At 45.2% G+C, this 25,806-nt stretch carries 26 protein-coding genes; 7 read left to right on the top strand and 19 right to left on the bottom strand.

Annotated features, from left to right (window positions below):
* From cas1d to J7529_RS05830, 12 genes are all read right to left on the bottom strand, one after another.
* On the bottom strand, nt 1-1,023 hold the full coding sequence (cas1d, locus tag J7529_RS05885; protein ID WP_318728220.1) for a type I-D CRISPR-associated endonuclease Cas1d: 1,023 nt from the start codon (nt 1,021-1,023) through the stop codon (nt 1-3).
* Between the two features lie 117 nt (nt 1,024-1,140).
* Nucleotides 1,141-1,728: a CRISPR-associated protein Cas4 gene (gene cas4 / locus J7529_RS05880; RefSeq protein WP_318728219.1), complete on the bottom strand. Its 588-nt coding sequence runs from the start codon at nt 1,726-1,728 to the stop codon at nt 1,141-1,143.
* 39 nt (nt 1,729-1,767) lie between these two features.
* Nucleotides 1,768-2,589: a CRISPR-associated endoribonuclease Cas6 gene (gene cas6 / locus J7529_RS05875; RefSeq protein ID WP_318728218.1), complete on the bottom strand. Its 822-nt coding sequence runs from the start codon at nt 2,587-2,589 to the stop codon at nt 1,768-1,770.
* A 14-nt stretch (nt 2,590-2,603) separates the two neighbouring features.
* On the bottom strand, nt 2,604-3,227 hold the full coding sequence (locus J7529_RS05870; protein WP_318728217.1) for a hypothetical protein: 624 nt from the start codon (nt 3,225-3,227) through the stop codon (nt 2,604-2,606).
* 7 nt (nt 3,228-3,234) lie between these two features.
* Nucleotides 3,235-3,840, bottom strand: coding sequence for a hypothetical protein (locus J7529_RS05865; RefSeq protein WP_318728216.1), 606 nt, complete (start codon nt 3,838-3,840; stop codon nt 3,235-3,237).
* Nucleotides 3,841-3,943: 103 nt separating this feature from the next.
* Entirely contained in the window at nt 3,944-4,672 is a 729-nt protein-coding gene (gene cas5d / locus J7529_RS05860) for a type I-D CRISPR-associated protein Cas5/Csc1 (protein ID WP_318728215.1), read from the bottom strand.
* Between the two features lie 5 nt (nt 4,673-4,677).
* Nucleotides 4,678-5,706 (bottom strand): type I-D CRISPR-associated protein Cas7/Csc2, encoded by a 1,029-nt coding sequence (gene cas7d, locus J7529_RS05855; RefSeq protein ID WP_318728214.1) that lies wholly within the window; start codon nt 5,704-5,706, stop codon nt 4,678-4,680.
* A 94-nt stretch (nt 5,707-5,800) separates the two neighbouring features.
* Nucleotides 5,801-9,124 carry a type I-D CRISPR-associated protein Cas10d/Csc3 gene (cas10d, locus tag J7529_RS05850; RefSeq protein WP_318728213.1) on the bottom strand — a complete coding sequence of 1,108 codons (3,324 nt, stop codon included), beginning with the start codon at nt 9,122-9,124 and terminating at the stop codon, nt 5,801-5,803.
* Nucleotides 9,121-9,576, bottom strand: a complete 456-nt coding sequence (gene mntA, locus J7529_RS05845; RefSeq protein WP_318728212.1) for a type VII toxin-antitoxin system MntA family adenylyltransferase antitoxin — start codon at nt 9,574-9,576, stop codon at nt 9,121-9,123. Before mntA ends, cas10d begins: the two co-directional genes overlap by 4 nt.
* Before the next feature lie 157 nt (nt 9,577-9,733).
* A complete protein-coding gene (locus J7529_RS05840) occupies nt 9,734-9,958 on the bottom strand; it encodes a hypothetical protein (RefSeq protein WP_318728211.1) in 225 nt (74 codons plus the stop codon).
* Between the two features lie 516 nt (nt 9,959-10,474).
* A complete protein-coding gene (cas3, locus tag J7529_RS05835) occupies nt 10,475-12,658 on the bottom strand; it encodes a type I-D CRISPR-associated helicase Cas3' (RefSeq protein ID WP_318728210.1) in 2,184 nt (727 codons plus the stop codon).
* 9 nt (nt 12,659-12,667) lie between these two features.
* Nucleotides 12,668-12,862 carry a hypothetical protein gene (locus J7529_RS05830; RefSeq protein WP_318728209.1) on the bottom strand — a complete coding sequence of 65 codons (195 nt, stop codon included), beginning with the start codon at nt 12,860-12,862 and terminating at the stop codon, nt 12,668-12,670.
* A 91-nt stretch (nt 12,863-12,953) separates the two neighbouring features.
* Here J7529_RS05830 and J7529_RS05825 point away from each other — a divergent pair, with 91 nt between their 5' ends.
* The 3 genes from J7529_RS05825 to J7529_RS05815 all read left to right on the top strand — a co-directional run bounded on the left by J7529_RS05825 (nt 12,954) and on the right by J7529_RS05815 (nt 14,694).
* A complete protein-coding gene (locus tag J7529_RS05825) occupies nt 12,954-13,835 on the top strand; it encodes a WYL domain-containing protein (protein ID WP_318728208.1) in 882 nt (293 codons plus the stop codon).
* 91 nt (nt 13,836-13,926) lie between these two features.
* Nucleotides 13,927-14,295, top strand: a complete 369-nt coding sequence (locus J7529_RS05820; protein WP_318728207.1) for a YccF domain-containing protein — start codon at nt 13,927-13,929, stop codon at nt 14,293-14,295.
* Between the two features lie 207 nt (nt 14,296-14,502).
* Nucleotides 14,503-14,694, top strand: a complete 192-nt coding sequence (locus tag J7529_RS05815; RefSeq protein WP_318728206.1) for a hypothetical protein — start codon at nt 14,503-14,505, stop codon at nt 14,692-14,694.
* 121 nt (nt 14,695-14,815) lie between these two features.
* On the opposite strand, the gene J7529_RS05810 is transcribed toward J7529_RS05815, so the two are convergent.
* Nucleotides 14,816-16,012 (bottom strand): DegT/DnrJ/EryC1/StrS family aminotransferase, encoded by a 1,197-nt coding sequence (locus tag J7529_RS05810; protein ID WP_318728205.1) that lies wholly within the window; start codon nt 16,010-16,012, stop codon nt 14,816-14,818.
* Nucleotides 16,009-18,546 carry an adenylate/guanylate cyclase domain-containing protein gene (locus tag J7529_RS05805; protein WP_413038818.1) on the bottom strand — a complete coding sequence of 846 codons (2,538 nt, stop codon included), beginning with the start codon at nt 18,544-18,546 and terminating at the stop codon, nt 16,009-16,011. Before J7529_RS05805 ends, J7529_RS05810 begins: the two co-directional genes overlap by 4 nt.
* A 502-nt stretch (nt 18,547-19,048) precedes the next feature.
* Between J7529_RS05805 and dapB the strand changes: the two genes are divergently transcribed.
* Nucleotides 19,049-19,876 (top strand): 4-hydroxy-tetrahydrodipicolinate reductase, encoded by an 828-nt coding sequence (gene dapB / locus J7529_RS05800; RefSeq protein WP_271943195.1) that lies wholly within the window; start codon nt 19,049-19,051, stop codon nt 19,874-19,876.
* A 32-nt stretch (nt 19,877-19,908) separates the two neighbouring features.
* Here the strand turns inward: dapB and pyrR are convergent, their stop codons facing one another.
* The 3 genes from pyrR to J7529_RS05785 all read right to left on the bottom strand — a co-directional run bounded on the left by pyrR (nt 19,909) and on the right by J7529_RS05785 (nt 22,001).
* On the bottom strand, nt 19,909-20,451 hold the full coding sequence (gene pyrR / locus J7529_RS05795; protein WP_318701781.1) for a bifunctional pyr operon transcriptional regulator/uracil phosphoribosyltransferase PyrR: 543 nt from the start codon (nt 20,449-20,451) through the stop codon (nt 19,909-19,911).
* Between the two features lie 126 nt (nt 20,452-20,577).
* Nucleotides 20,578-21,546, bottom strand: coding sequence for an adenosylcobinamide-phosphate synthase CbiB (gene cbiB, locus J7529_RS05790; protein WP_271942824.1), 969 nt, complete (start codon nt 21,544-21,546; stop codon nt 20,578-20,580).
* A gap of 11 nt (nt 21,547-21,557) precedes the next feature.
* Complete coding sequence (locus J7529_RS05785; RefSeq protein WP_271942821.1) at nt 21,558-22,001, bottom strand: Rrf2 family transcriptional regulator; 444 nt, start codon at nt 21,999-22,001, stop codon at nt 21,558-21,560.
* Nucleotides 22,002-22,230: 229 nt separating this feature from the next.
* On the opposite strand from J7529_RS05785, the gene J7529_RS05780 reads away from it, so the two are divergent.
* Both J7529_RS05780 and J7529_RS05775 read left to right on the top strand, forming a co-directional pair.
* Nucleotides 22,231-22,623: an AbrB family transcriptional regulator gene (locus J7529_RS05780; RefSeq protein WP_271942818.1), complete on the top strand. Its 393-nt coding sequence runs from the start codon at nt 22,231-22,233 to the stop codon at nt 22,621-22,623.
* A 204-nt stretch (nt 22,624-22,827) separates the two neighbouring features.
* Complete coding sequence (locus J7529_RS05775) at nt 22,828-23,244, top strand: hypothetical protein (protein WP_271942815.1); 417 nt, start codon at nt 22,828-22,830, stop codon at nt 23,242-23,244.
* On the opposite strand, the gene J7529_RS05770 is transcribed toward J7529_RS05775, so the two are convergent.
* Nucleotides 23,241-24,887: a glycosyltransferase family 39 protein gene (locus J7529_RS05770; RefSeq protein ID WP_318728203.1), complete on the bottom strand. Its 1,647-nt coding sequence runs from the start codon at nt 24,885-24,887 to the stop codon at nt 23,241-23,243. The genes J7529_RS05775 and J7529_RS05770 overlap by 4 nt on opposite strands.
* 185 nt (nt 24,888-25,072) lie before the next feature.
* On the opposite strand from J7529_RS05770, the gene J7529_RS05765 reads away from it, so the two are divergent.
* Complete coding sequence (locus J7529_RS05765; RefSeq protein ID WP_271942809.1) at nt 25,073-25,447, top strand: hypothetical protein; 375 nt, start codon at nt 25,073-25,075, stop codon at nt 25,445-25,447.
* 15 nt (nt 25,448-25,462) lie between these two features.
* Here the strand turns inward: J7529_RS05765 and J7529_RS05760 are convergent.
* Nucleotides 25,463-25,806 (bottom strand): transposase (locus J7529_RS05760; RefSeq protein WP_318728202.1); only part of this gene is annotated, 344 nt, incomplete at its 5' end.

Genomic DNA, 25,806 nt, shown 5'->3' with positions numbered 1-25,806 from the left:
TTATTGCAGGACTAGGGGAGGGTATTGTTCGGTTTCGCCCATGAGGTATTTGCCCAGGAGACGGGCTTGAATTTCAAAGGCTTCTTGGTAGGTGCATTTGGTTTTCATGACAGGGTGCTTGAAGGAGGATTGTTTTTTGTCTTTATACAGGCTGAGGAAGGTTTTCAGGGCTTCGCGGGTGAGGGCGGTTTCGTTGCTGATGGGTTGTTGGGTGAAGTCGCTGGGGCTGAAAACTTGACGGTTGATGGCTTCGAGAACCATACTATCGACAACTAAAGGGCGAAATTCTTCCATCAAGTCTAGGGCTAGAGCAGGACGACCATAGTGTTTAACATGGAGATAGCCGAGATAGGGATCGAAGCCGACGATGTTGACGGCGCTTTGGATGTCATGGCGCAGGAGGGCGTAACCGAGGCTGAGTAAGGAGTTGACGGGATCGGTGGGAGGACGGCGGTTGCGGGTGGTGAAGGTGAAGTCTGGGTTTTGGATGAGTTGTTTGAAGCACCGGAAGTAGGAGGCACTCCCAGCTCCTTCGAGTCCGCGTAGGGAGTTGATGCTGTCGGTGGTGGCGTTAGCGAAGCTTTCCGAAGGAATCGCCCCTATAATACCTTTCAACTGTTCAATCTCTTCGCTCAGATCAATGTCCGCCCGTCGTCCTCTACGCTGTAAGGTGGTGCGGTAGTTTTTCAGTTTTCCCCGCACAAAGGCTTGCACCAAGTGAATGGCTTGGGGAGTGTTGCCATCAGCCGCCCATTGATGTTGGCGCAGAAAGATGTTTTTTCTCAGTTCTGGTTCTAAACAGCCGCGATATTTTCCAGTGGGGGAGAGCAAGGTAAAGGGAATGCGACGGTTGAGCAGTTCTTCAGCTAAGGCAGGGGAAAAGTTGACGGCTCCAAAAGCCACTACTCCGTCAACTTTAATCAGAGGAACGTCGGCAATTTTTTGTTTTTCAACTTTGACGTGAATGCGTTCATCTACTTTTCCGATGAAGGCGTTTTCTTGGGTGACATAAAGGGTTCCCATTGTAGTTTCTCCTTTTTACTGTTTGTGGTTTGAGATGAGATAGGGGGATGGAGAGATAGGGGGACGCGGAGAGATGTGGATTTTCTATTGCCTTTTCCCCCTATTGCCTATTGCCTATTACCTGACTTCTTGATAGGTTTTGAGTTTTTTGGTGGCTTGGGGCAAACAGGCACTATACAGGCTACATCCACGGCATCTGGGGCTGTATTTGGGTTGGGGTATATGGTCTCCTGAAAAGAGGTTTTGGATGGCTTGGATGGCGGCGATCGCCCCTTGCCGCAAAGTATCATCAATCTTCACAGGATGCCGTTGGTGAGATTGGGCATAATAGACAAAGCCTTGGGTAACCGCAGTGCCAGTCATTTCTTCGAGACAGAGTGCTTGAGCGCAGACTTGGAGGGCATCGTTTTCATGGTCTCCAACTTTCCCTCGCTTATACTCGACGGGGTAGAGTTGTCCATTTTGGGCTTCAATTAAATCAGATTTGCCAATCAGGTTATACTGTTCTGATTTGAGCCAAATGGATCGAACTTGCCAAGTGTCATCGCGCATCTCTTGACTGAGGGTGTGAACGCGATCGTGAATGGTTGTCCCTTCAATGGTGTAGGCATTATCTTCAAATTCTCCCGTACAAAACATGCGCCAACAGCGATGGGGACAATAGGCATATTGATTGAGCGAAGATATGGGAATTTCAGTGTTCATGGTAATTGGTAATTATTAATTGGAGATCGCCCTATCCCCCTATCCCCCCACCCTAGCGATCCGTCTTGCCATGCCCATTCCCATGGTAGTTTTGCGTCCAATTCCACAGTAAAGGGCATAGTTCGCGAGAGCGTTAAGGTGTTTGAGAGTGGTAGGGGTGGCATCGCCGAGAAGTCGGAAGGTAATTTCGCCAATAGAGCCGATAAATTTACTGCGTTTATCGGCAACGATCGCCGTTTCGATATGGAAAAAACTAGGAAATACGGTATCTAGAACCAGTTCGGGCATGTCAATACCGCTATATTTGTTCCACCGTTGGCGCAGACTGGCGAAGAGGCGATCGCCACTGGGCAGTGCGGTATCATATTTGCCTTGGCGGAAAGCCATGGGGGTGGCAATACAGAAGCGAAAGGTATTGTCGCTCTCTGAAGCTTCGTCATAGAGTTGGGCGTAGGGACAGGAGTTCGCCCAGGGATGGGTAGACTGGGGAGTGGCGAGGATACTGGTAATTGTCAGATCCGCAGGGCCTAAATGCCAAGGTTTATCCCGGTTGAGATGGAGCCACAGTTGAGTGAGTTCTCCGAAGAGCGCGTCATCCAGCAGGGAGATCCGCCACCAGCAGGCGGTTTGAGCAGGGATAGCTTGCTGATGTTCGTAGGATAGGGTTTTGAAGTGGCGACGGGTTTGCAGGGGGGAGAGGGTGAAGGCTTTGTCTGCTTGGGAGTCGTGCAGGCGATCGCCCAGGGTGCGATCGACGGAGCTAACGAGGTTGAGGAAAAGAGCGTGTAAATGCCGTCCGCTCAGGTATCCGAGGGGAATGGGGGAGAGGGGAACAAGGTTGAGAACAAGGCTGTAGGGCATGTCAATATTCAAAATTAGGGATGTTGGGTGCTGAGGTAGGTTTGGATGGGATGGAGGAGGATGCCGAGGATTTTGTCGATCTGGTTGATGTAGTATTCTTGGCGATCAATAGAAGCGAGGTTATTTTTGAGCGTCAAGAATTTCCAAACGGTTCCGGTGGAGACAGCGCCATAAATAGCGGGTAAAGCTTGATTTTGCCGTTGGTTAAACAGTTGAGCAGCAACCATAGTAGCGATACATTGTCCGAGTCCACCTTTGATGTTTTCGTTTTTGGCTTCGACAATGGTAATAATGGGAGTGCGGATAAAATATTGTTCGGGGGAGCAACTGAGGATGTAGTCGCAGTAGCTAGGGAGTTCCCGTTCTCCATCAACATCGAATTCCGTCCCCGAAAATAGACTAATTTGAGCCTGAATTTGGCGACGAACTTCGGCTAAAATGGGCGCAATTAAGAATTCCGATCGTGCTTTTTCGGTGTTTATCGCCGTCGCTAAGGGTAAGTATTCATCTAGAGTTTGCTGGAGATAGTCAGAGGGCGTAATTTCTGGAATTTCGGTAAACAGGTTGCGATCTTCTTCCAGTTGCAGATCGAGATGGGTTTGCACGCTTTCCAGGGTAGTGAAGTTACTGTAAGACATAGTAAAATTAGGGGATAAGAGTACGAATAAGAATGCGTAAGAGCGGTTCTATATCTTCCAAAACTCGATAACTGTCTAACCCTTCCTGGAAGTGTTTTTGTTCCCGATCTAAGCGCCCAAATTTCCAGATGAAGCCCGTTGTAACCGCACCAATCAAGATCGGCTGGTTGGGTGTCTTTTCCCAGCGATCGAGAGCAATCATTTTAGCCATTAGTTGCGTAAAGCCACGGTTTAAATCTTCTTTTTTGGCTTCTAGGACTAATAAGTGACTTTCGGTTCTGAGCAAATAATCTAGAATCCCTTGCAGTGGCTTAACCCTTAAAGGGTATTCAATCCGTAGGCAAGACTTAGTGTACTGAACTAAATCTAAAATAACTGGAGCAACCAGGACTTGCCGACGGGAGGTTTCCGTGGTTAAGCTGATGTGGGGCAAGCTCTGTTGAATGCGCGATCGCGTTTGTTCGAGTAGATACATATCTCCTGGGTATTGGGGGAGATGTAGAGGCGATCGCTCTAAGGAATAACCAAATTCTTCCGCCAAATCTTGGGGATCAATGTTTAGGTCAACGATCTGGCTAAAAGTGTAGGTTTGGTCATCTTTTAAGATTGTCATATTTCCCTCTTTCATCATTCAAAATGGGCACTATAGCGTGAAAAACGGTTTTCCTATTACCCATTACCCATTACCCATTACCGCGCGAAGCGCTATATCCGTCTTATGGTGCAAATTGGTATGCCATACCAGCAGGAAGCTTAAGCCTAAACTTACGAGATTCATCCTGGATTTCAATCTGATAATAAGAACCGCGTAAATGAACATTGCGGATCAAACTCACTGGAGGCATGTTAATCACATCATAGCTGATAACTTGGTGGGAAAACATCACATCCAAAGGATTGAGAGCATCACGATAAAAAAACTCTTGTTCAGAAGGAGACACTTTGACCTCTTGGCAAAAATTGCAGGTGACTTCTGCCTTACTCAACCATTTTCCCAAACGCACCCATTTGGGAAAACTAATCTTTTTGGAACTAATCACGAAGCATTCAAACTTGCTCTCTGGCGCAACCTCCTTATTGCGTCCAAAACTGGGCCAGTTTTTCGCTGTTTTTTCCATCTCTACATGGTAGTTGTTATTAGCATATTTCCAAGTCGTGAGGACAGTTTGATAATACACAGCCTTAGCAGGAGTCACATAAATTCCCTGTTGATTCAAAGGGGTAAGATGTTCCTGATACTGGGGGACTTGATGACGGCAAAAGTAGCGATAAGACTCGGTTTCATTAACCGTAGTTGCATATTGAGGATTATCCACCAGTCCCAGAGCATAACAGAGGGCATAATTGTGAATAATGGGTTCAGTTTCATACAGTCTGCCGATTTCACGAGTAGCAAAATAGAGACTGTCGTGAAGTTCCAGTTGCAGGTGATAAATAAAAGCCATGATTGTTAGGATTTTGCAGCAGCAGCTTTCTTACCTTTAATGTATTTTGAAGCATAGTCTTTAGCTTCCCGATTTGCGGTTTCCAACAACTCTTTCAGCTTGTCTTCATTGCCGATAATCTCTTTGACTTCAGTTAACAAAGGAACAAAGCGATCACCAATATAATCGTGATGAATAAGATATTCATCTGACATTAAAGTAGACATGGTTTCTTGAGCTGCTTCGATCACATCATCCTCATTTAATGGGTTAAATTCTTCTTGCTTGTCTCCTTGTTTCAATTTTTCTCCTTGTTTCAAAAAGTCATAAATGGATTGAGTCCACCGCAAGTTACTGGTGATTTCTCCATCAGAAAAGATTACACCAATAAAGTGATTCCTAACCCGTCCAGTGCGAGTGGTTTGCGCTCCATAGTGGCGGGTGCGTAAAATGTTGTTGAAGACATAGATAAACCCTGCTTCTGTGGGATCTTTTAGGGTGACAATGCTGGGAAAAAAAACCTGGGGTTTAATATGATCTTGTCGGTTAATCCGACTAGTGACTTCTCCAGGTTTGCTGTCACCTTCTCCCTTAGAAGCCATAGTTCCATTTTCATAGGGTGCATTTAGGGTAAAGGATTGATGAGATTTAGTAAAATCGGTAATGGAAAACGCTGTATCAACGACGACTTTTGATTTTTCTGAACCGGAATCACCGATCGCAAATCCGTAGATAATACAGTCGGGATTGTCCATAGCAAATTTTACATTGTACTCGCACTCTTCAGCCGTCATCAATCCGTAGTTTCGCAGGAGTTCCCGACCAACGAGACGCTCTGGTGTAGATTGTTTGCGCTTGAACATGGCAAGGCGACTAATGGGGGTTTGATCTTGGATTCCGGCACGAACTCGTGATTTATTTAACTCGCCATCCGTTTGAAAGAGAGGATAGGATTCGGTGACACGGATGGTGAGGAAGTGAGCATATTTTCCCATGGGTTTATAAGGAATAGCATCATGGAAAAATTTGGCATCGACAGTAGTTAAAAATGACATAGTTTTGGTCTCCTAATAAATGTGAAAATGGGTGTGTTTGGGCGAGTTTAGAAAATTTTCTGCTGGATCTCAAAGTTGATATCAGAACCCGCCCCTACGAGGATTCTTTGTTTTGTTCATATTGTTGGTTTTCTTTGTCATCTGCGAGGCGATAGAGAAATTCGCAAGTATCTCGAATTAAGTTAATTGGTTGTCCTGACAAAAGAGCGCGATCACCGCTAAAGTATTTATCGAAAACTTCGACGACAAAATATTCAGAAAACTCTAATATTTTCTGGCGTTCTTCTTCTCTATTTTTGAATACCCAACGTCCTTCAGCCGTAGAATTATGCACCCGATCCATAAGTTTATAAATCTCAGCCGCGACAACAAAAACTAAGGTTTCTCCTTGAAAGACGGCAGATTCAGCTTTGAGTATGGTTTCCGAGGCAATATCAATGGGTTTCAAAACCGCATTGGCTTTGGGATTGTATCGCTTATTGGCGCGATAAAATTGGCGATAGAGTTCGGTCAGTTTTTTGGGGTGATTTAAGGGGGATTCTTCAGACACGATCAACTCCTGATTTTCATAACTACAATACGGATCGAAACAGGGATAAAAGGCATAGGCATAGAGACGGACTCTTTTCATAGAAATATTCTCTATACTTTGACCGCGTATCCAGGTATTGAGGGAACTAAAAACTGTCAGAGGACTGGTTTGCAAATCTCGTGCCAGTTCCGAGAGTTTGCCCCAGTTGGCATCATATTTTCCTTTGCCTTGTTTGGCGTTAACATCGAGGTGAATGGCATAGGCAGCAGTGAGGACTTTCAGGGGTGCAGGATAAAGTTTTGTGCCGTGCTTTTCTTTCCAGCCTTCGAGGATATAGTCGAGGCGGAAATAATCAGCTTGTACTAATGATTGGAAGGCTTGGGGGGCGCTATCGAGGAAAACGGTTTGCTCGAATTCTGCACCATCTTTGAATGGGGGAATGGGAGATTCAGAAACAACGGTTTTCACATCTAAAATTAGGGGAAACGCGAAGGCTAACCAAGTCGGCATTACCCAGGATTCGGTATCGGTTGGATCTCGCCCTGGAGGGAGTGCCATAAAGTAGAACGTGAGGGGTTGATTTTCGGGATAGGAGAGCTTGAAGGTGCGGTCAAATTTGCGGTTCGGATCGTTTTCGGGTAAGGCTTTTTTGGTTGCTAAATCTTCTTCCATGAGAAAAACATCGGCGCTTTGATAGTTGTCCTGGCTAAAGTCGGCTTGTAAGTCATTGCTGATAAAATGGTTACGCAGACTCGTATTAAATCGGGTTTGGGCAATATTGCGGTAAGCTTGGTGTAGAAATTTGTTGGTTTCTGGGGTGAAGTAGTAGGTGGGATAGAAGTAGAGATAGCGATATTTGCCCTCCTCAAAGCGTTTGCCAACGGCTTGGGTTTGATTCATCAAAATTTGCCGTAGCATCATCTCTGTGCCCGAAATACTGGAGATATTGCGCTTGGCATTGGAGCCGCCTAACATCTGTTTATTGGTGTAGACTTGAGGGGTAAATAAAACGGCTGATTCCATTTGTTCGCTGACGCTATAGGGGGAATGGGAAATGGAGCAAATGAGCTGTTTTCCTCGTCCTGGTTTTTTCGCCAGTTGGTAATGCTCTAACTCTTTGAAAAAGATGTCAGCTTGTGCCAATTCCTGGGGTTGATTATCGGGTAACATCACCACTTGTTCTACCCATAACTGCACATCTTCCCAACCATCGGCTAAGGAATATTGCTCTAAAATCGGATTAATCAGTTTGGCGATATGGGAAATCAGCGTTTCACAGGTTTCGCGCACGTCTTCAATACCGGGATGATGTTGAAGATATTTGGCTGCGAGAAAGTACCATTCGTAGGGAACACCTCCAGTATTGCCTTTGAGTTTTAAGGCTTTTAAGCTCTCGTTAATGCGCTGAATTTCCCGAATTTGGGGTAAGTATTGTTCGAGTTGCCAAAATTTGGCGACTTCATGGACTAAATCGAGATCCGGTAATGGGGGTAATGTCTTCTCTTTTTTGCGAGCGGCTTCAATTTTGTGGACTTGCTCTCCCCAAATCTTGCGGGTGAGCGCATCTCCGAATTCCGCGAGGCGATCGCATCTGATATCATCGCTGAAGCTAAAGTCATAGTCGGCTGAGAGTACCTGTTTATCCTGAAACTTAACTAGGTTCTCGCTGCGGCTTTTGGCAACGGAAGGCTTTTTATCGTGTAAAATTCGCAAGGTTGCCTTTAATGCCACTTGCATTAAGCCCACGATATCGAAAAACTGTTCGTAATAATCGGCATATTTCATTCCTTTGCCATCGCGACTAAATCCCGTTTGTCGCAGGACTAATTGATTTCGACATAAGGCTTTGATTTTTTCCACCACCCGGTTGGGTATGTCTACTCTGGAAATGGGGGGAGCATGGCGACGAGCGAGGTAAATTACTCCTGTGGGAAGATAGAGTAAGGGTTTGTAATAGTTACCCTCTCCCCCAACCCCCTCTTCCGTGGGAGAGGGGGCATTTAGAGAAGTATGAGCTTCCATTAAGGCGTTATTGACGACATTGGTTAGCACGCCTCGATTTTCGGCAATGCTGTGATAAGTAAACTTTAGTTCTCCGTCGCTGAGGCTGTGAATGAGTTGTTGCAGGCGCGAAGTTTCTGCATCTTGGGGATGTTTGATAATGGAGGAAAGGGAGTCGGCTAAACAGGCAAGTTCGGCTAGGCAAATGAGAGTGCGATCGCGTAAACTCGGATTAAGCCCAAATTCGGAAAAATTCCAGTTCGTTCCCCATCTTCTCTGAGCATTATAGGCAACACAAAGTAAATCATCAATATAGTCTTGATAACCCTGGGGATTTTCAGGATCTAAAAACTGATCTAATCCCAATTGGACAATTTTCTGGGCAATGATTTGCCGATGTTCTTCCTTTTGCAGATTCCGGCAATCTTCCGGCATGTCGGCAAATTTCTCAAAGTCATGGAGAATAAACCCGGCAATCAGCAAGCGGCGCTCTGGCTCATCAATTTCCCGGCGCACGGTGGTATTCAGTTTTTGCAGTTCTCGTTCTACTAAGTTGGCTGGAAATAAGCCATTGAGGAGATGGGTGTTTAAGGATTGATCGGCAGCATTGCGGCGATTGTATCCTTCTTCGCGCTCTTCATCTAGGCGATCGAAATATTTCCCACCTTTAGCTGTAACTCCAATCGTATATTTGAGTAAATAGGGAAGCACGTACTCCGCAAAATCAGCCATGATGCGATCGCCTGGATTTTCTGCTGTAATGGCTTGTTTGAGTAGCTTCAGCGTCAGCAGTTCCGATGGTGGCGAGGCAATTTCGTGATTTGTTCTTTCTAAACTGACTGCTTCTTCCCCTGAGTTGTATCCCTCTTCTACATCTTCAGTCATACGCCTTTCCTCTGTAAAGAACGTTCGAGTTTTTGCCTAAGATCGCGACGCATTTGTTTGAATTCTGTATCACTCATAAGATTATTGTGCTGGAATTTTTCAAACTCTCCTGGGGTTTGCTCATAAATGACTTTTCCATCTCGTGCCACATAATGAGCAATTAAGGGAGAACAGCGATTGAGTTCGACAATATCCATATTATCGTCGTTCAATCCAAAGATTTCTCCGAGAATGTGAAAGGCTTCTAACCATCTCCAGGCATTTTGTTTTAGGATGGGTTCTCTGAGTTCTTCATCGTAGAGTACGGCAAAATCCCAATCACTATTTTCGTGGTTATCTCCCCTGGCGCGAGAACCAAACAAAACCAGCATTTTGAGATAGGGCATTTTAGCTAGTATTTGTTGGGAACTTTCATGAAGACTTTGGAGAGAATTTTGTATTTCTGCATCCATATCTTAATCTCTACTAAAATTAAATTTCAATATTTTTCCATGTTGGGACAGATCCTCAGCCAATAAAGCTAAGAATCTATCCACAAATGAACCTTTGAGTTGGCAAGTATTCTGCGCTATCTAAATTAGGGTGATTTTATCCCTTCTTAGAGTAAGCCTACTTACCTTGAACAAACTGAAAAAACTCATGAATTGCCGCTCGAACTTCCGGAGACTGGATTTCATTTCTCTGAAGTTGCACTTCAAACAAACTCACAGCTTCTTCAATCAGTTTGAATCCTTCCCTATTTTTTCCGCGAGTCTTCTTCTTGTATTCTAAGAATGGCTGCCGACAATAAGGAATAAATAATCGAGGTTGTTCAGACTCTTGTGCTTTCTTCATGTGAAGATGCTCCATAGTGAGGTCTATAGGTGAAGAAGTTCAACCCTTGGTATGAGGTAACTAACTTAGAAGGTTTGCCCTCTAAAAAAGAGGGAGCGTACCAAGCTGTTGTCCTGAGAGATTGAATTGGAATCGACCTCTTTCTGCAAACCTTCCATCTCGAAAGGATTTGCAGTATTTGTGCCAGACTAACACCCATCTCAGGAGAGCGAGGATTGCAGCTTTATCTACCTGTTCGCGTTCGTTTCCCATAGATTGGTCGAATTTCTTCAGCCTACATCTTGAGTATAGATGTTTTTTGGACAAGTGTCTATCACGTTTGACAATGCATTAACCATTTTTTTGGGGAACCTCTTGCAATTGCATCTGCTTGTCCCCTAAGATCTACTCTAGGAGGGAAAAAAATTAAGTATAAATACCTATTAGGGATTGAAACAATGCCTTGTCTACGTGCTGGCGCTCGTCTCCCTCCCCTACTCTTCCAAGTAGCTATAATCCCTATGAGGGATGACAACTCTAAACTATCCATTCTTCATCTCCTTTGCTCTTTAAGGTGTACGCGAGAGTATCTATCAGTAGTGCCGATTGTCCGAAGGCAATAGAATAGGGTGCGGTAGGATCGAGCAGACTGTTGGCATCGCTGATGGGGTAAATCTGGAAATGCATCGGTAAACGCAGGCGCGATCGCACTTCACCAACTGGAAACCGCAACACATAGCTCACCAACCCCTGACGCTTCAGACGCTTATTAATGCCATCGATCCAAGGATTTTCGGGTTGCCAAACTTCCAACCCCACCAATACCTGAACCTTCCATGCATCTGCCACCGGTTGCAGCTCTGCGGGATAAATAAACCGCCAGTTGAGGCGCTCTTCGCGATAAGCGTGCAGTTTCATAAATCCCAAGCAATACTGAAATTGTCCTTTGGGAATTACGGTATTCAGGCGATCGCTAGTTTCCCGAAGTGAATACATAAACGCCTTCTCCGTCATCACTTCCACATCCAAATTTCCCAAAATCCCCGGTAACTCATAGGTTTTGAACCGATCCGCCTCATGGGTTTCCGTCAGATCGTATAAACCGTATTGCAAGCTACTCGAACCCCGGAAACTTGCCGCATCTTCTAAAATTGGATTTCCTGTCTTATTTCCCGATAGCTCTTGCCATTCTCTTCCCCATTTTTTACTTAAACCATATAACTTGACTAGACGAGTCTTGAAAATCTGTTCTGATATCGATTCAAAGGCTTCCGCACTCTCTTTGTAAACGGCTTTAATCGTCTTATGATGCTTCAACTGGCTGCACAAAACCATCGACTGCACCGCACCCCACCGGGAATAGTAACCGCGAAAGTCGTTGATTTGGCGATAGTTTTCAGTAATCTGCTGGTGGAAAAAGGGGCGATCGCAACGTTGTCCTGGTTCTAATGGTGCAGTTTCTCCACTAAACAGTCGTTCAACCAAAAACTGGGGAACCAAAGCATAAGCCGTAAAGCCATCAAATTGGATATCTTCTCCATCGCGATCGTAACTTTCATGTCGTCCCAATCGTCCTAAGCGCTGAATAAAATTACCGGCATCTGCCGCTTCAAACAACAAGAAGTTAATCTTAAAGTCAACCCCTACATCAATAGTGCTGGTTCCTATTACCAGATCCGCCGAGAGAGACTGAGCTTTTACTTGTTTTCCCGATAAGCCGGTATTTTCGCCAACCTCTAAGCCGTAAGGAGAGAGCAAGTTACTAAAAAATGGAGTGAGTCGCTTGACTGCGGCAATGGAATTGAGAATAATTGCGCCTTTACTACCTGGCTTATCCTGAAATTGTTTGACAATCAACTCGCTGTTGTCTTTTAGCCACTGCTCTGAAGAATTCCCTGATGATTCCAACGGGATAAAGTTCAGCGATATTTCTCCCGTAACTCTACGCCACTCTTGTTCTGACAAGGCTTGCGCTTCCTCTGGAGTCTCTGGAAATTGATACTTATGCTCGTCAATCGGATTAATTTCATGGCAACGAAATCCAGCATCTTTTAATTTTTCTTTGAACTCTGAATTCGGTGTAGCTGAGAGAAATAAAAACTTTTTGCGACGGTTGGTACAGCGAATTAAAAGTAGAGTATTGATAACGCTGGAAATTTGGGGAGCGGCAAAAACATGGAATTCATCAAAGATAAATAAGTCAAAGTTTTTATCGAGTCTTTGCCATAATTGATCGGGACTGTCTTTCGGAGTGAGATATGCGCCTCGGTGGAGATAGTGAAAGATATCTGGGTTGGTTAAAATAATATCAGATTGCGTAATGCGGGTGGCGATCGCCCCAGCTTTCTTCAAACCCTCTTGTTCAGCATACAATTCTAACTCTGCCCCACTTAACCGCACCACACGCAGATCGTTGTGCGGTTGGAATTTGGCGATATAGTCTTGAACCTGCTTCTCTTGATCTCGCGCTAATTCATTGGTCGGGTAAAGCGCGATACAATATTCTTTACTTTGCAAACTCGATAAATAGGCGGCTAAACTTTTGCCATCTCCCGTCATTGCCGTATTAAACACCACATCAATATCGGGATCTTGTAGTGCTCTCCACGTCTCCAACTGATGCCAAGATAATCGCCACTTTTTCGGGAGTTTAATCTTGTCAATGGATTCCGTTGCCGGACAAGAATAAACGGATTTTAGGGTAATGGAATACTCATTCATGATGCCTTCCTACTCGATTAACCGATACTCGTACTGACTCTTTTCAATATGGCGCTTGTCAAACTGATACCCGCGTTGCTTGAGCTTGTGCATGGTGGCTGAGAAGCGATGGCTGATTTTCTCTACCAGTTCCTGGGTGGAGTGCCAGTTGCCGTCAGACATCAGGTGCAAGAGACGTTCTCCTAACGTTTCCTTAATTTCCATATTTTTCTGTCCGTACCTGCTTTACATCTCCCATAATAGTGCTGAAAATAGAGAAAATCAATAATTGCACCCATAAAGTGTCCGTACAAATATGAGTCGTAAAGGTCAATCCATAACTCTATCCGTATCCGAACGAGACAAAGTCCATTTAGAGGAACTTGCGGGAGAATTCGGCATGACTTGGGGAGAAAAGCCGAATATCTCTAAACTCATTACGGCGATCGCCCGCCAACAGCTCCGCATAGCCCCCAATAACGACTGGTTACGCGAGAGAATAGAACTGCTCAACCGAGTGAGAAATTTGCTGGTTGATTATGGAAAACTGCCAGAAGCCAAAGAAATTGCCCAAATATTGTGCGATCACGGCGAACTCTCACTCCCTCTCAGACAAGAAATCGAAGCCTTTCTAAACGCTCCCATTCCCGCATGGAGAGAACAAATTGAAACCTTCATCCACCGTCAACAACCCTTCCGTCTCTCCTACCGGGATGCCGCCGATCGCCTCTTTCACTACACTGTCCTTTATGCCCGCATTATCCCCATTGAAAAACGAGAATATCTGCTCTGTCGTTGCCAAGAAACTGAAGGAAATTACGATATCAAAGAACTCTGTCACAATTGGAGTCTGCTGCTAGAACGTATCCAAGAAGCAGCCGTAGTTTCTGTGAATCAAAAATGGCAACCCGACTTAGAATACATCACCGTAGAACTGTGCCTATGTGGAGGATTAGCCTTTGGATACCGCAGCAAACCCGGCGATCAATTTGTGGGCAACCTTGAAGGCGATCCACCTACTCGACAAGTCATACGGCAAATCTATAGTAGCTTCTGGTTTATGCGCGATATTCGCCCCTACGGGAAAAACTGTGAGATTATTGCACCGCAGAATCTGCGCGATCGCTATATTCAAGAATTGCTCCAGCAATGTCAGCAATATGGCATCAGCATCCCAGAAGAGGGCGATCTCCCCTAATCCTCTCAAACCTTCTTGATATTATTAAATATCGCACTCTAGGTTTGATACAATCAACCCATTTAGTCTTTCAACAGGAGATAAACCAGTTATGACACTCTTAGGTAACCTGATCTGGTTGATTTGTGGTGGCTTCATCTCTGGATTGGGCTATATTATCGGTGGTCTGGGTATGTGTATAACCATTATCGGAATTCCGTTCGGTTTACAAACCATGAAAATTGGTTTTGCCACCTTTACCCCGTTTGGTAAAGAGATCGAAGTGAGTCCCGGTGCATCTGGGATAATTCCCATGATCTTGAATATCATTTGGGTGGTTTGCTTTGGTTGGGAAATTGCCCTTTCTCACCTCCTCCATGGGGCACTTTTGTTTATTACCATTATTGGGATTCCTTTTGCCCAACAGCACTTTAAGTTAATTCCTTTAGCCTTGTTTCCCTTCGGACGGGAACTTCGTTAGCTGGGGGGCTTCTAAGAAAATACCGAAGCTAACCCCCCGATCGCCTAAGAGTAGACGGTTACAATTCTGGAATAGTCTATTCGTGTTTCCGCTTGTTTTTTTTCCAGAATTGGATTATAACAGCTAAGAGGTAGCCGATAGTATCCGGGGAATCCCAGATGAATTGAGCAGACAGTTAGCTAAAGCAGCAAACGGAGATTTGACCCGATGAACGTGAGTTTTGTTCTTTTAACTTTTTCAACCCTGATGGCTACCGTGTTTAATCCTCTGGTATCCGATCGCGTTTTATCCGATCAGCCAACAATGGCCCTACTAGAGCGGCTTGAGCAAGATCAAGTGCAGTGTAATGTGTTTGTGGTTGAAGGAGATCGCCTACAAAGAGTGTGTCAACTTCGCTAGGTTATGGTTTGAGGCAATAGGCAATAGAAAATGTCCTAACTCTCTTTCTCTGCTATAGAACTTCTCTCTTCTGGAGGAGTACAGCTTGAAGCCTTGGAGCCTAAACAATACAAGCTATTGTCTATTCCCTAGAGTAAAGTACTGCAAGGGAGTTAATCCGTTGAATTAATCGCTGCTCTTCACTAGCCGGTAATGCAGGAGAAATGGGTAAATATAGTAGGGTTTGCATTAGTTCTTGAGCGTGGGGTAATGGGTTTCCTTTCGGTGTCCTAATGGCAATTAAGCTCGTATTTCCTTGAGTAGCATCAAAGCCAGAATCGCTCAGTGTTTTCATCCAAAGCTTAGGCGATGAAGTTTGAATCGGAACGACCCAAAAAGAGTGTTGAATAGCACGATATCCAGGCCAGATAATCGAGCTATCGAGTTGACTTAAAAGCCTTTTTGCTCTAGTGATACGATCGCCATAACTCGGACAAGTTTGCAGCCGATGAGCCAAAAATTGCAATAACAGTTGAGGGGGTTTTTGCCTGAGTTGGGGGATGAGTTCTCCAGCTCTGAACCCTCTGGCGCTCGATCCGATCGCCCGATCTACATCTTTACCTAGAAGCCGTATCGATCGCACCAGAGCATTATACAGATAAGGGTCACAGATCGCTTTAATCGCCAAATATTTGATCAGGCGTTGTCTGTACCAGCGATCGCCTTTGAGGGGATAGCGATCGCCAATTTCTCTCATTTTATTGGCTAGATCGTAATCACGAACCATCGCCACACCACCCCCCAATGCCGTACAAGTCTTGATCGGGCCGAAACTAAATAAACTCACTTCTGCTTGTTCATCCCCCAAGTAATAAGACTGAGCAAAAGCTTGGGCACAATCTTCCACCAAGGTAATCTGATGCTGGCGACAGAGAGCAATATACGGCGCGAGAGGAATAATTGATCCAAACAAATGGGCAATCACAAATAGACGGGTCTGAGGCGAAATGAGGCGGCGGAAATGGTCTAAATTAGGAGCTAAGGTATCTAAGTCTAACTCGACAGGAATGGGAACTAGGCCATGAAATTCAACAATCTCAACCATGTGGCGTACATTCACCCCACTCATGAGCACCCCGGTTCCTGGAGGAAAATCCAGTGCTTGCAAGAGCAAATCGAACGCTGTTCTAACGGAGAGGGTGACTTGAACAGAACGGGAAGGGGGCCAATGGGAAGCGATCGCCCCTTCTAATTCTAATCTCGACTGTGAACCCCTAACCAATCCACCCATCAGATCTGGCCATTGTACATCCAATCCCAAGCGTGGATAGGTTTTCAAAGCTCAGTTCCCGTCAACCAATAGGTCGTCATCATCCCTTTCCCCTTCACTTCAATTTCACCTCGCTTTTCAAATGAATAGCGATGTTTAAGCCGTTCATAGGCCGCTTCAGTCACCTGAATTTTACCGGGAATGCCCATAGACTCCATACGCGAAGCCACATTCACCGCATCTCCCCACAAATCATAAATAAACTTAGCCATCCCAATTACCCCAGCCACCACAGGACCTGTACTCATGCCAATTCGCAATTGAAGGGGTTGACCATTCGGTTGACGAAAGCGAGGAATTGCCCGTTGCATATCCAAGGCCATTTGGGCGATCGCCTCTGCATGATCCTTACGGGGCATGGGAATCCCACTGACCACCATATAAGAATCCCCAATCGTTTTAATCTTTTCCACTTGATGTTTTTTCGCCAATTTATCAAATTGAGAAAAGATTTCATTGAGCAAATTGACCAACTCCGTTGCCGAAATTCCTGAAGACATGCGGGTAAAGCCCACGATATCAGCAAACAAAATTGTCACCTCATCAAAGCGATCGGCGATCAAATTTTTCTCTTCCTGTTTCAGCCGTTGGGCGATCGCCCCGGGCAAGATATTTAAGAGCAAATCTTCCGACTTCTCCTGCTCTGCCCTTAAGGCAGCTTCCGCCTCCTTCCGCTTTGTAATATCCTCTACTGTTCCCTCACAAAACAATAAATTTCCTTGCTCATCGCGAACGGCTCTAGCATTCTCAGAAGTCCAAATAATACTGCGATCTTGGCGATACACCTGAGAATCAAAATTAGAGACCCCATTTTCCCGCTCAATCAACCTCATAAACTCTTCCCGACGACCTGGATCGACATAAAGATGAGTCCCCACATTTCGCAAGTGCTCCATTAACTCCTCTGGAGATGTATAACCATACATCCGAGCCAGAGCTGGATTAGCACTCAAATAGCATCCATCTGGAGTCAGTTGAAAAATACCTTCGGCTGCATTCTCAAAAATACTTCGATATTTTTCTTCTGCCGCCCGCATGGCATCCACAACTCGCTTGCGTTCCGTGATATTCCGAGCCACCCAAATCACACAATTATCTGGCATCGGAGAAACACTAGCCGCAAACCACACCTCATTTCTTTGCGTATCCTGAGATAGAAAATCCTGATTTTCCTCCACCATTCCTGGCATCAGACAAACGGGCAAACAATACTCTAAGTTCATGGTTTGCCCCGTTTCCACAACCGCCTGAATTTGCCGGGCAAAAAGCTCTGCTTGTTCGGGAGGAAAAACATCATAAACCGTTTTTCCCACGCGATCAGTTGTGGGACTAAACAAGGTCTCCGAATTAGTCGAAACCACCTTCATAAACCGACCGTCAGCATCAAACACCGTAATAATATCTGTCATTGCCGCAAACAATGCCCGCAATTCTGCCTCAGACACCCGCAGTGCTGCTTCCACCCGTTCCCGTTCTGCCACCTCCACGGTTAACTGATCCACTGCCTGCTTTAACTCAACTGTTCTCTCCTCAACCCGCTGTTCTAACTCCTCATTCAGCCGTCGGAGTTGCTCCTCTGCTTGCTTGCGCTCGGTAATATCCTCAACTGTTCCCTCGTAATAAAGCAAATTACCCGCCTTATCCCGAACCGATCGCCCATTCTCGGAAATCCATGTTAATTTGCCATCCAACCGGCGAATCTGGGACTCAAACCCCACAATAGAATCGTACTGCTCTAGCAAATTAATGAATTCTTGTCGTCGTTGAGGATCGAGATAAAGCTGAGACTCAACGTCAATAAGCGTACTTTTCAAGTCCTCCGGGGAGCCATATCCATAAATTCGAGCTAAAGCTGGATTAGCACTTAAATAGCGCCCGTCGGGAGTGGTCTGAAAAATGCCCTCTACTGCATTTTCAAAAATTTTCCGATACTTATTTTCTGCTTCGCGTAGAGCTTCTTCTGCTTCTTTGCGTTCGGTAATATCAATTCCGACTGTAAAAGCCGCCTTATTCCTATCATATTTTTGGGCCACAATCAAGAAGATTCGATGCTTTCCTTTAATACGCATCGCCACTTCCCGAAAGGCTTCCTGAGTATCACTGGCAAAGAAATCTTGCACAAATTGATCGAAGCCATCACTACTCCCTAAAAAGCCCAAGGGTTTGCCAGCAAATTCTTCTGGGGGCAAATTAAAGATCTCTGCTAAATGACGATTCACTCCCAGGTAGCGCAGATCGTGACTAATCCAAGAAACCGTTCCCGGTACCGCTTCTAAAATGGCTTCTAATTGATCTTTAGCGGTGCGCAAGGCATGAAGGGCTTGATAGCGTTCAGCAATCTCTGCCACAAACTGATCGTTAGACTCCTTGAGCGCTGCCGTACGAGCCTCTACCTCAGACTTGAGTTCAGCTTCTGTTTTTTCCCATCGGCTTTCCCAGTCAGACTGAGTTGACCGCAGTTGATGTTGCAAGTTAATGACTTGCTGGCGCAGGCTGACTAATTCCTGTACCAATTCTTCTTTCGTTTTATCCTTGTCTCTCATCGGCTGGTGTTTCGGACTGAGTCCGACATGAACAGGTACCTGTAAGGAACGGTGCATCATGTTTTTATGGTTGGTATGGTTGGCATCAGCGGCAAACCGTCTTGCTGCTTGTCGCACCCTGTCACATCTGGAGTTTTAGCAATTAGATTTAGATGGAGAAACTTACTTGGCGAGGAAGTATCGTTACATCCGCTCAGATTAGGACTGAGATTTGTTCTAATATTGAGCTATGATAATAGATTTTATGATGGCTGAGGGTCATAGATCTCTAAGTCCATTTAAGTTTTAGTCAAAGATAAAAGATTGTTATTATCCTCTCTCCAAGGAGATTGTCAACGGAACCGGATCATCTGAAGAAGACAGTTGATCTATGTTGGAATGTCAAGGGTCATGATAGGATAAGCCTCTGATCCCCTAACTGTTCTATTGTGTCTTTCTAGAGGACTTAACGCCAAGGGGTGATCTGCCAATTGTGCTTGTTTGTTTTATGATTCAGGAGTTGATGATGAGCGATGGGCCGATTCCAGTAATTGTCAATGGTGCAGCCGGGAAAATGGGCCGAGAGGTCATTAAGGCTGTTTCCCAAGCTGAAGATATGAAGTTGATTGGGGGGGTGGATCTCAATCCGGATCATAATGGCAAGGATGTAGGAGAAGTAGCTGGATGTGGCCCTCTAGAAGTCCCTGTTCTGAATCAGTTGGAGTCGATGTTAGCCTATGCGACTCAAGAGAGTCAGTTGGGGGTGATGGTAGATTTTACGCACCCGGATTCGGTCTATGAAAATGTGCGCAGTGCGATCGCCTATGGTATTCGTCCTGTGGTCGGGACAACCGGTCTGAGTCCCCAACAACTCCAGGAATTAGCAGAATTTGCCGATAAAGCCAGTACGGGGTGTTTAGTAATTCCGAATTTTTCTATTGGTATGGTTCTATTACAACAGGCGGCCATCCAAGCGTCAAAATATTTTGACCATGTAGAGATTATTGAACTCCATCATGACCAGAAAGCAGATGCTCCCAGTGGAACAGCGATAAAAACGGCCCAATTGTTAGGTGAGTTAGGTAAATCCTATAATCCTCCCAAGGTCAAGGAGAAGGAAAATATAGCGGGAGCGAGGGGTGGTTTAGCGGATGAGAATATTCGGATCCATAGCGTGCGCCTTCCCGGGTTAATTGCCCATCAGGAAGTCTTATTCGGTTCCCCTGGAGAATTATATACCTTACGCCACGATACCAGCGATCGCCTTTGCTATATGCCTGGCGTTCTGTTAGCTATTCGTAAAGTCTTAGAATTGAAAACTCTGGTCTATGGTCTGGAGAAGATTCTGTAATTTATAGGGTTTAGTTTCTGTAACTGATGACATTACAGCTCGAAGCGCTGTAATTCTACAGCATCCCGGCCATCCACCTCTTTTAAGTAAACTTTCACCTTTTCTTCCCTAGAGGTGGGCAACTGTTTCCCCGCAAAATCGGGGTGAATAGGCAGTTCGCGATGGCCCCTATCCACCAACACCACCAACCAAATTTCTGCCGGTCTTCCATAATCACTGACTGCATTCAGAGCAGCTCGAATCGTTCGTCCTTTATAGATGACATCATCAACTAAAACGACGGTCTTCCCCGATAAATCTAGGGGAATTTCGGTTTTTGCCGGCGTTCTCACGCCAATTTGCTCCAAGTCATCCCGATAAAATGTCACATCTAATGCTCCCACCGCAATCGGAGTTTGTTCGAGCAACGTGATTTGTTCAGCAATTAAATGGGCCAAAGGAACTCCACGGGTATGGATACCCAATAGCACGATTTGGGATAATTCCCCTGATTTTTCAATAATTTGGGAGGCTAACCGAGTTAAGGTGCGACGAATTTCGTCAGCATCAAGAATTTCAACAATTTGAGTGGCCATAATTGCACCGAGATAGGGAGTACTTCGGACAAGTTTCGGGGAAGCTCTCTTCTAATTATCGTCGATTCACCGGAAAAAAGCGAGGGCGATCGACCCGGTCGCTCAGGAGAGGTCTAATCCCCAATCCTAGAGGAGTAATCCCAGGCTAATCCCTAACCCTAACCAAATGAGAAAACAATGGCGAGTTAGGCTTAGGGCTTGGCGGATAGAAGTGGGGGTAATGGGGTGGATACGATCGCCTAAAAGGGGTTTGATTTTGATCGTTGAGCCGTAGCGATTGACTCCCCCTAATTGCACTCCTAAAATGGCTGCATAGACACATTCACTCCAGCCAGAATTAGGGCTAGGGTCATGGACTGCATCCCGTTTGCACAGAACCCAAACTTTTTTTAATTGACCGGATAATAGACCCAGAGTAATCACTGTTAAGCGACAGGGAAGCCAAGTTAGTAAGTCTTCCAGCTTGGCACTAAACCAACCGATATATAAGTAAGGAGATTCTCGATAACCAATCATCGAATCTAAGGTACTGGCAGCCTTATACCCCATCGCCAGAGGGAGTCCTCCCAAACCGGGAATTAGACTGCCCAAAATAGCATAAAAGAGGGGCGCTGTCACACCATCAATGGCATTTTCAGCGATCGTTTCTAGGACGGCCCGAAGAATTTCTGGTTCATCGAGGGTTTGGGTATCTCGACCTACATACAAACTGAGCTTTTGGCGAGCGCTGGGGAGATCTCCAGCTTGTAGAGGATTGAGGACATCCAGGGCAGCATGGTGTAAGCTTCTGCCCGCAAAACAACTGGCTAAAAGTATGCTTTCGAGACCAATTCCTAGGAGAGGATGACCCTTGTTAGCCAGCCAGATGATTCTATCACTAACTAGGACCGCCACGCCTATGACGGTAAGCCCTAGGATAACTCCTGCCCACCGTTGGCTCTGGGGAGAGTGGAAAGATTTAAGGATAAACTCTGTGCCCTGAGCGATCAGTTTTCCCATGAGTTGAACGGGGTGAGGCCAATGCCAAGGATCGCCGATCGCAAAATCCAGAATTGAGGCGATCGCTAAAGCGATCTGGGGCCAGAAGAATACCATAAGTTTTTGCCCTAAACCACAAAATTACTGGCTTCTCCTTGGGAGGCTTGCCAACTACGAGCATCGAAGTAGAGATCTTCTAGGGAAATAGTATACAGGGATTCTTTAAGTTTTTGATGGAGGCGATTCCATAAACTATAGGTTACCCAGTCTTCTACTTGATTGCTATCGGGAGGACGATTGGCTAGAGAAGGTAAGCTTTCACCGACTGCTTCGAGGATTTGCCCCAGAGAAATATGGGCAGGTTGATGGGCTAAACCGTAGCCTCCTTGTGCCCCTCGAACCGAATAAACTAAGCCTGCTTCTCGCAGTTGAATTAAGAGTTTTTCTAAATAGGCAGCCGAGATATCTTGACGAGTGGCGATCGCCTGCACAGATGATGGGCCATAGCCGGGTTGTAAGGTTAAATCTAACAGGGCCTTAACACTATAATGACCCCGGGTTGTCAACTTCATCTTTAGGGCAATCTATTAATCGGATGGGGTGACTTATGACCTCCATGGAAACCCTCACAATCGCTTACTTAGCATTCGGTTGTCTGAGGTCACGATTTTATTCTGACATGGGCCAACTTTTGTGCCAGGTGTTGTAATATATTGTTACTAGCCGTTGGAAAGAAAAACCTTTTTTTTTTCGGCAAATATCAGTTAAACTGAAAACAGTTCTAAATTGAGCCATTAAGTAATGAGTAAAGCAGAGAAAACAAAACCTCTAGTCGGTCAAGAGTTAGTTGACAAGGTTAAAGAGCTAGACCACCTGAGCAAAGAAGAGAAAGCGAAAGCATGTGGCTACTGTACCTTCACTAAAGGTGGAGTAGAACGGGTGAATATGATGAAATTCCTCAATGCATTGATCGATGCAGAAGGAATTGAGCTGGATGGGAAAAGCTCATCGAATGGACGGGGCGGACGCAGTGCCAGCTATCGGATTACGGTTCAATCGAATGGCAACTTACTCATTGGAGCAGCCTATACTAAGCAGATGAATCTGCAACAGGGTGATGAGTTTGAAATCTCTTTAGGTCGCAAACATATTCATCTGAAGCAAATCGGAGGTGAAGATAACGCCGAAGAATAAGTATTTGCTCTCCCTTTCGAGCAACCAGTGGGCAATCTAACCTCCTGAATCCACGCCCGTGAATTCGGGTTCAGGGGAGAAATGCAGGAAGAAGACTCCAGAACAGAGTGAATCTGGAGACCGCCTCAAAAGAGTAAGGATTCTTAACCTGATTTCTCCCTAGGTCTGGGGTAAAATAAAAAGGGTTTTCAACGCATAAGTGCAATGAATGCAGATACATTTAATTTTGAGAGTCACTCCTCGACTTGTCCCATTTGTCATCAAGTCCAGGTCTTACCGTTAGGACAGTTGCAGAGTGGATTGTATATCTGTCCCTATTGTCATCAACGATTAGTGGTCAGCAAGAGTGGCCATTATGTCCGCGATCCATTCAAGTTGAAACCCTTCATTTCCAGTCAATTATTGCGCCGCCAAAGTCATCCCCTAGCGAGGGTAATGAGAGATTTTGGTAGTGCTAAACCCCCCTGTTGGATCACCGTGATGGCTAGCATTGTACTGTTTAGTTTTGCCTTAGCTGCCACTGAACGGTTAAAAGAGTTAGATAATCCTATTCCCCATTGGATGCAACAAGGCAGTCAAATTATGCGATCGCTACATCCACAACTGGAACTCGAACCCTAACCCAAAAAAGCTGAAGATTTGGTGACTAATGTCCAACCTTCTGCCGATCCTAAGCGTTGGACTCCCTGGGGAAAACGGGCTTCGAGTTCCTCTAATCCTGCTTTGTCTAAAAGGAGATAGGGTTGGGGGTATTGAGACCAAGTGTGGAGAATTTGCTCAAAATTGGCGGGAATCAGGCGGCGATCGCTGTAAAAATCTAGAGAAGGACGACCATGGGGATAATTGGTCATAATCGGTTGTTTCACCGGAGTATAGGCAATCAGTACTTCAGCCACGGGTTTAACCGCAAATCCTTCTTCAAGTTCCCAAACCCAAATTGGAGAAGCCATCAATAGAAACAACGACACATACAATCCCCATCCTAAAATCCCAATAAACTGATAATCACCCTGTTGAAATAAAAGGCTAACGACTGTCAAAGTAAGGGCAATAGACCCAAAGAGCGCAGGAATTATCCAACTAGAAACGGGTTGAGCGATCATCACATATAGGGTAGCCCCCCAAGAGGCGATCGCTAATCCCCAAAAACTTCCAGTTAAGCTTTTAATAAACCTCGATTTCAATCGCGGAACACCTTGGGAATAGGCCCGCCAAAATTCTGTCAGTTGCGCACCTCCAGCTAACGCTAAGGCGGGATACAAAGGCAGAACATACCAAGGTAATTTGGTACTCATGATAGAAATCGCTGTAAAATAAACCCCTCCCCAGACTAAAACCAATTTTCCCCAACTCAGACTCCGGTGTTGCCAAGCTAATCCTAAACCGGGAATAACCATCAACAACCATGGAAGGGATAATTTCAGAATTTCCAGCAGATAATACCATGGGGGGCCAGAACGATTTTCCACAGACTGCCAAATGCGACTCAATGATTGATGCACTAATCCGGTTTCTAAAAACGGATCTCCATAATGGAACAGTTGTAGACCGTACCAGAGCGCAACTGGAATGAGACCTAAGATGATCCCACTCCACAGATAAACGGACTTGAGTAGACGGGGAGTATCCCAAGCTAAAAACAGGAATGCGATCGCCCCCAATAACAGTGCTAAAATACTTTTTGTTAGAGCAATTAGACCCAATCCTAACCCCAAACCGAGACTATCGCGAACATTACGCCGTCCCTTGACAGCAAATAGCATCATCAAAAGCAAAAAACATAAAACTGGCCCATCTAGCATCGCTAACCGGCCATGGCGAACCACAGGTAATAAGGTTAAATAAATTAAGGTAGAAAAAATAACTGGCAGCCGTTGTCGAAACACTTCCAAACCTAAGCTATAAAAGATAGGAACGGAGGTAGCAGTAAGCAACGCAGAAGGTAAACGGGTTGCCCATTCATTCACCCCCACCCATTGATACATCAGAGCAATTAACCAATGCACTAGGGGCGGTTTATTAAAATAGGGTAATCCGGATAACGTGGGAAACAACCAACCTTGCCAACTAGAAGAGAGGCTAATATTGCGGGCAACTTGGGCAATGGTTCCTTCATCCCAATCTCTTAAGGCCACACCTCCTAGATTAATCAAAAATAGCACCAGAGCTGCTACCAGGAATCCCAAGGCCCAGAATCGATCTATGCGACGATCAACTCTCAGCAAACGGTTAGGTGAGCAAAGAGACCAAAAATTACGGTACATGGAAGATTACAGCGCTTCACGCTACGCAAAAGATAATCCAAGAAAAACGGGTTTTACCCTTATTACCGTTGATAGTCAAGTATGGGCTATCAACTGCTATAGTATACGTCTTCAGTCAAAAGATTTTCTGTTGGGCAACCAAACAGCGTATTCATTCCCTATTCCCTCAATTGGAGGCTCAGTTAATGGTTAAACAAGTTCATCGAGTAGAGCGTCATTCAGGAGGTCGAGGGGCAAAAATTGCAGCTACTGCGATTATTTGGCCCTGTGCGGTAGTCATGTTAGCTCTTTGTATTCCGATTGTAAAAGTGGTGAAGAGTGAGTTTGTGCCCTTAGCGATTATTTTAGGAGCGAGTGGCAGTACTGCGTTAGTTTGGTTTAGTCCAGCGATCTCCTCTGGAAAACAGGAAAATGACTGGGATGGATCGTCTGAAATTATCGATCCTCAACAGACAACCTTAGTAAAAACTGTGGCTTCTGAGGCTATCAACTCCCACCATTGGAGTAAAGTATCGGAATCCAATCAGGAAAGCATTACCCCCATTTTGCCCCTTTGGTAGTTGATATTGAACTCGTTACGTTAGGACGGTTAGGTTATAGTTTGAGGCAATATTGACATACTCCCCGACCTGAAGGTACGGGGATTCTCCGCTCAAACAGCAATAGCAGTCTGGGACGGTCTGACTAAAGCCTAACGAATCAGTTGATGCCCCAACTGATTTTATATTTAAAGCAGCATTCAAATCTCTATCATGCTCTGTTGAACATGAAGGACAAGACCATTGACGCTCTTTGAGTTTCAGTTCATTCAGTACATAACCACATTCAGAGCAAGTCTTGGAACTGGGAAACCATCGATCAATATAAACTACACGCTTAGATTTCTTGGCAGCTACCCATTCAAGAATAGAAAGAAATT

The sequence above is a fragment of the Roseofilum sp. Guam genome (assembly GCF_017746735.1).
Taxonomy (GTDB): domain Bacteria; phylum Cyanobacteriota; class Cyanobacteriia; order Cyanobacteriales; family Desertifilaceae; genus Roseofilum; species Roseofilum reptotaenium.
This window is presented reverse-complemented; position numbering and strand designations above follow the sequence as displayed.